This window comes from Streptomyces sp. NRRL B-24572 (genome assembly GCF_002156145.1).
GTDB lineage: Bacteria > Actinomycetota > Actinomycetes > Streptomycetales > Streptomycetaceae > Streptomyces > Streptomyces vietnamensis.
Genome location: NZ_MWIG01000489.1, coordinates 1 through 5,720, shown reverse-complemented (window position 1 = coordinate 5,720; position 5,720 = coordinate 1). Strand labels below are relative to the sequence as shown.

General features: G+C 70.8%; 5 protein-coding genes. 3 read left to right on the top strand and 2 right to left on the bottom strand.

What is annotated here, in order from left to right; genetic code table 11:
- Positions 1 to 22: 22 nt before the first annotated feature.
- Positions 23 to 427, bottom strand: coding sequence for a MerR family transcriptional regulator (locus CCN56_RS27450; RefSeq protein ID WP_041129773.1), 405 nt, complete (start codon positions 425 to 427; stop codon positions 23 to 25).
- Positions 428 to 541: 114 nt separating this feature from the next.
- Here CCN56_RS27450 and CCN56_RS27445 point away from each other — a divergent pair, with 114 nt between their 5' ends.
- Complete coding sequence (locus tag CCN56_RS27445) at positions 542 to 2,497, top strand: APC family permease (protein WP_086830630.1); 1,956 nt, start codon at positions 542 to 544, stop codon at positions 2,495 to 2,497.
- A gap of 24 nt (positions 2,498 to 2,521) precedes the next feature.
- Here CCN56_RS27445 and CCN56_RS27440 read toward each other — a convergent pair whose 3' ends face one another.
- Positions 2,522 to 3,124, bottom strand: a complete 603-nt coding sequence (locus CCN56_RS27440; protein WP_078908379.1) for a hypothetical protein — start codon at positions 3,122 to 3,124, stop codon at positions 2,522 to 2,524.
- Positions 3,125 to 3,355: 231 nt separating this feature from the next.
- On the opposite strand from CCN56_RS27440, the gene hemL reads away from it, so the two are divergent.
- Together hemL and CCN56_RS27430 are read left to right on the top strand one after the other, a co-directional pair.
- Positions 3,356 to 4,711 carry a glutamate-1-semialdehyde 2,1-aminomutase gene (hemL, locus tag CCN56_RS27435; protein ID WP_086830631.1) on the top strand — a complete coding sequence of 452 codons (1,356 nt, stop codon included), beginning with the start codon at positions 3,356 to 3,358 and terminating at the stop codon, positions 4,709 to 4,711.
- Entirely contained in the window at positions 4,708 to 5,382 is a 675-nt protein-coding gene (locus CCN56_RS27430; RefSeq protein WP_086830629.1) for a histidine phosphatase family protein, read from the top strand. The genes hemL and CCN56_RS27430 overlap by 4 nt, the downstream gene beginning before the upstream one ends.
- Positions 5,383 to 5,720 lie beyond the last annotated feature (338 nt).

Sequence of the window (5,720 nt, the reverse complement as noted above, 5' to 3'; positions counted from 1 at the left end):
GCGGACCAGGGCCGGACAGGCCCTAGCCCAGGCTCGTGCGGAGCGAGTCCGCGAACTCCTCCGCGCGGGCCAGCTGGGCCCGCAGCTCGGCGACCCGCTCCGCCGCCGCCGTCTCGTAGCGGCGGACGCGGGCGACGAGGGCGGCCCGCTCGTCCGGTTCGAGGGCGGTGTCCGTGTCCGGGCGGTCGGCGGACAGCAGGTCCACGGCCGTGAGGAGCTCGCGGGTCTCGTCGAGGGTGAAACCGAGCGGCTTCATCCGGCGGACCACCATCAGCCGGGAGACGTCCGCGTCCGTGTAGAGGGGGAATCCGCCCGGAGAGGCCGCGGACGGTACGACCAGGCCGCTGTCCTCGTACTGCCGGATGGTCCGCAGGGGCAGTTCGGTCCGTGCGGCGACCTCGCCGATCTGCATGGGCCGACCGGTCATGCGTACTGCGCTCACGCGTCTGGTCCTTCCTCGTGCGGGGCTCCTCAGGGCGTGCGGCTCCCTCAGGGCGCGGCTTCCGCGCATTACATACCATTCGTCCTAACTTCAGCACTTATGAGAGCTGGAAATGCGGCGAAACGCCTGCTCGTCGGCCGTCCGTTGGACAGCGGGCGGCTCGGCGAGACCCTGCTGCCCAAGCGGATCGCCCTGCCCGTCTTCTGCAGCGACCCGCTCTCCTCCGTCGCCTATGCCACCGAGGAGATCCTGATCGTCCTCGCCCTCGGCGGCCTCGCCGTGCTCCATCTGGCCTGGTACGCGGCGATCGGCATCGTCGTCCTGCTCCTGGTCGTCGTCGCCTCCTACCGGCAGACCTGCTACGCCTACCCGGGCGGTGGCGGGGCCTATGTCGTCTCCGCCGAGAACCTCGGGCGGCGGGCGGCGCTCACCGCCGCCTCCGCGCTGCTCATCGACTACGTGATGACCGTCGCCGTCTCCGTCGTCTCCGGGGTCGCCGCCATCACCTCCGCCGCCCCCTCGCTCGACGAGCACGCCGTGGCCATGTCGGTGTTCTTCGTCGCGTTCCTCGCCTGGATGAACCTGCGCGGGGTGCGCGAGTCGGGGCGCTGGTTCGCCGTCCCCACGTACGCCTTCATCGCCGTCGTCTACCTGATGTTCGCCGTGGCCGCCGCCCGGATGGCGACCGGCACGACGATCCGCGCCGAGTCCGCGGACCTGCCCGTGGAGAACGTCTCCACCTACTCGGGGATCGCGCTCGTGCTGCTCGCCCTGCGGGCCTTCGCCTCCGGCTGCACCGCGCTGACCGGTGTCGAGGCCGTCAGCAACGGCGTGCCGGCCTTCGCGAAGCCGAAGAGCCGCAACGCGGCGATGACGCTCGCGATCATGGGCGGGCTCTCGGCGACCATGTTCTTCGGGATCACCGTGCTCGCCATGGTCTACGAGGTCCATGTCGCGGAGGACCCCACGGAGCTGGGGCTGCCTCCCGGCACCCCGACGTCCACCGCGCTCGCCCAGATCGGCCGGGCCACCTTCGGCGACTGGCACGTCCTCTTCTACGCGCTCCAGGCCGTCACCGCGGGCGTCCTGATCCTCGCCGCCAACACCGCCTTCAACGGCTTCCCGATGCTCGCCTCGGTCCTCGGCCGGGACCGGTACGCGCCCCGCCAGCTCGTCCACCGCGGCGACCGGCTCGTCTACTCCAACGGCATCGTCCTCCTCGCGCTCGCCGCCGGCGCCCTGATCGTGGCCTTCGACGCGCAGCTGACCCGCCTCATCCAGCTGTACATCATCGGCGTCTTCGTCTCCTTCACCCTTTCCCAGGCCGGCATGGTCAAGCACTGGAGGCGAGAACTCGCCGCCCCCGCCAGGACCACCCCCGCCGACCGCCGCCGCATCCACCGCCGCCTCGCGATCAACGCCTTCGGCGCCTGCCTGACGGCGGTCGTCCTCGTCATCGTCCTGATCACCAAGTTCACCCACGGCGCCTGGCTGGTCGTCATCGCGATGCCCGTGCTCTACGCCGGGATGAAGGCCGTGCACCGGCACTACGACACCGTCGCCGCCGAGATCGCCGTCGCCCCGGGGGCGCGGCCCCACACCCTCGCCGAGAACCACGTCCTCGTCCTCGTGGCCTCCGTCGACACCCCGAGCCTCCGCGCGCTGTCGTACGCCAAGACCCTGCGCCCCGACTCGCTCACCGCCGTCACCGTCGCCGAGGACCCGGCGGAGGCGGAGGTGCTCCGCGCGGCCTGGGAGGCCCACGGCATCGACGTACCGCTGCGGGTGCTCAGCTCCCCGTACCGCTCGATCGTCCAGCCCGTCCTGCGGCACGTCCGGGACGCGCTCGAACGGACGCCGGATTCGGTGATCTCGGTGGTCATCCCCGAGTACGTGGTGGGGCACTGGTGGGAGCGGTCGCTGCACAACCAGAGCGCGCTGCGCCTCAAGACCCGTCTGCTGTTCGTGAAGAACGTCGTGATCATCGACGTCCCCTACCGGCTCGCCTCCGCCCGTGAGCTGGCCGCCGAGCGCGCCAGGACCCCCTCGCCGTAGGCGGGACCCCTCACCGCAGGAGTGTCACGGCCAGACCAGGCAGTACGGCTGGTGTCCCGCCTCGTGGAGGCGGACCGAGAAGTCCTGCCACTCGTGGAGGAGCTGGTAGACGTCGAAGGCGTCGCGCGGCCCGCCGCGGTCCGGGACCGTCGACCAGATGAAGGCGGCCGCGCCGACCGACTCCTCGCCGATCCCGCGCAGCGGGTCGACCACGGTCATCGGCAGCTTCACCACCGCGTAGTCGGGGTGCAGCACGACCAGTTCGAGCGGGGGCACCTTGTGCAGGGGCATGCCCTGGATGCCGGTCAGGACCATGGCCGCTATGGTCTCGGGCTTGATCTTGGTGAACATGCCGCCCATGCCGAGCTCGTCCCCGCCGAGCTCCTCGGGGCGCATCGAGATCGGGACCTGGGCCGCCGTGGCGCTGTTGGGCGCGCCGAAGTACTTGTACGTCACCCCCAAGCTCCGGCCCCCGGTGACAGGGGGCGGTTCCGCAGCGGGCTCCGGCCTCGGCCGGCCCTCCGCGGCGGTCGGGTCCTCCGTCCGCCGGCGCCGGTGCCTCCCCCGCCGGGCAGACTCCGGACCCAGGTCGTCCGTCCCCTCGCCCGGTCCGCCACCGCGATGCATATCTCCACCCGACTGCTTTTTCTCGGCAACACGACCCCGCCGCGCAACCCGATCATCGTGTCAGTGACCTCCCCCGCGTTCGTACGGTGAAACACCTGTCCGCAAGAACGCCGTGGCCTCTGACACCATGGATTCCGTGAGCCATCTCTATGACGCCCCAGTTTCGCAGACGCGGAGGGGAAGCGCCCCGGCGTAATACAGAGGATGCTCACCGCCGTCCCTCCGTTCCCGATGTCGTGCCCGAAGTCGTTCTCGCAGGTCAGGATCACAGTGCCGTATTCATACGAAGCCCCAGTCTCACAGACGCTTTTCGACCGCGCTTCCCTCGTGACGCCCGGCGGCGTGAACTCACCGGTGCGTGCCTTCCGGGCCGTGGGCGGAACGCCCCGGTTCATGGTGTCCGGTACCGGTCCGTACCTCACCGACGCGGACGGTCGTGAGTACGTCGACCTGGTCTGCTCGTGGGGGCCGATGATTCTCGGCCACGCGCACCCCGAGGTCACCGCCGCCGTGCAGGCCGCCGTGGCCCGCGGTACCTCCTTCGGCACGCCCGGCGAGGGCGAGGTCGCGCTCGGCGAGGAGATCGTCGCGCGGATCGAGCCGGTCGAGCAGGTGCGGCTGGTCTCCTCCGGCACCGAGGCCACCATGTCCGCGATCCGGCTCGCCCGCGGGTTCACCGGGCGCGCCAAGGTCGTGAAGTTCGCGGGCTGCTACCACGGCCACGTGGACGCGCTGCTCGCCGCGGCCGGTTCCGGTCTGGCGACCTTCGGCCTCCCGGACACGCCCGGTGTGACCGGCGCCCAGGCCGGGGACACGATCGTGCTGCCGTACAACGACCTGGACGCGGTGCGGGCGGCGTTCGCCGCGCACCCGGGCGAGATCGCCTGTGTGATCACCGAGGCCTCGCCGGGCAACATGGGCGTCGTCCCGCCGGTGGCCGGCTTCAACCAGGGCCTCGCGGACCTGTGCCGGGAGAACGGCGCGCTGTACATCTCCGACGAGGTGATGACCGGTTTCCGCACGAGCCGGGCCGGCTGGTACGGCGTCGACGGCGTGAAGCCCGACCTGATGACCTTCGGCAAGGTCATGGGCGGCGGCTTCCCGGCGGCCGCGTTCGGTGGCCGCGCGGACGTCATGGGGCACCTCGCCCCGGCCGGTCCGGTCTACCAGGCGGGCACCCTCTCCGGTAACCCGGTCGCGACCGCCGCCGGCCTCGCGCAGCTGCGGCTGCTCGACGAGGCCGCGTACGACAAGGTCGACGCGGTCTCGAAGGAGATCCAGGGCCTGGTCACGGGCGCGCTGGCCAAGGAGGGCGTGGCGCACCGGCTGCAGACCGCCTCCAACATGTTCTCGGTGTTCTTCACCGAGGACGAGGTGCGGAACTACGACGACGCGAAGAAGCAGGAGGCGTTCCGCTTCAACGCCTTCTTCCACTCGATGCTGGCCGACGGCGTGTACCTGCCGCCGTCCGCGTTCGAGTCCTGGTTCGTGTCGACCGCGCACGACGAGCGGGCGATCGAGCGGATCGCCGCCGCCCTGCCGGCCGCGGCCCGCGCCGCCGCGGAGGCCACGGAGGTGCAGGCATGAGCGACATCACCGTCGTCCACCTGATGCGGCACGGCGAGGTGCACAACCCCGACGGCGTCCTGTACGGCCGCCGCGCCGGCTACCACCTCTCCGAGCTCGGCCGCCAGATGGCGGACCGGGTCGCCGAGCACCTGGCCGACCGGGACATCACCCACGTCGTCGCCTCCCCGCTGGAGCGGGCGCAGGAGACGGCGTCGCCGATCGCCAAGACCCACGGTCTTGACCTGGCCACCGACGAGCGGCTGATCGAGGCGGAGAACGTCTTCGAGGGCAAGACCTTCGGCGTCGGCGACGGGGCCCTGCGCAAGCCGTCCAACTGGAAGCACCTCACCAACCCGTTCCAGCCGTCCTGGGGCGAGCCGTACGTCGAGCAGGTCGTCCGGATGATGGGCGCGCTGGACGCGGCGAAGGACGCGGCCCGCGGGCACGAGGCGGTCTGCGTCAGCCACCAGCTGCCGATCTGGATCGTCCGCAGCTTCGTGGAGAAGCGGCGCCTGTGGCACGACCCGCGGCGGCGGCAGTGCACGCTGGCCTCGCTGACCTCGTTCACGTACAAGGGCGACAAGATCGTGTCGGTCGGGTACAGCGAGCCGGCCCGGGACCTCGTCCCGGCGCACCTCCTCGCGGGCGCGAAGCCGGTCAAGGGGAAGTCGAAGGCCTTCGGGGCGTAGCCCCGCGAGCCGGACGNNAGCCGGACGGGTGTAGCCCCCACGAGCCGGAAGGCGTAGCCCTCGCGAGCCGGAGGGCGTAGCACCGTCGCGCGAACCCGCACGTTCCCACTGGACAGCGCGGTATCGAGCAGTCACAGTTCAGGGCGATCGGATGATGTTCATGTCATCCGGTCGCCCAAAATTTTTGTGCGATTTTCCGGAACCTCCGTGTTCCTCCCGGCATCTCACTCATTGTCGGTTTGGATGACGTTTAGGTCATACGTCAGCGCGAATGGGGATGTCATGCGCGGGATCAGCGGGATCAGTCGAAGGGGGCTGCTGGGGGCGGGCGTTGGGGC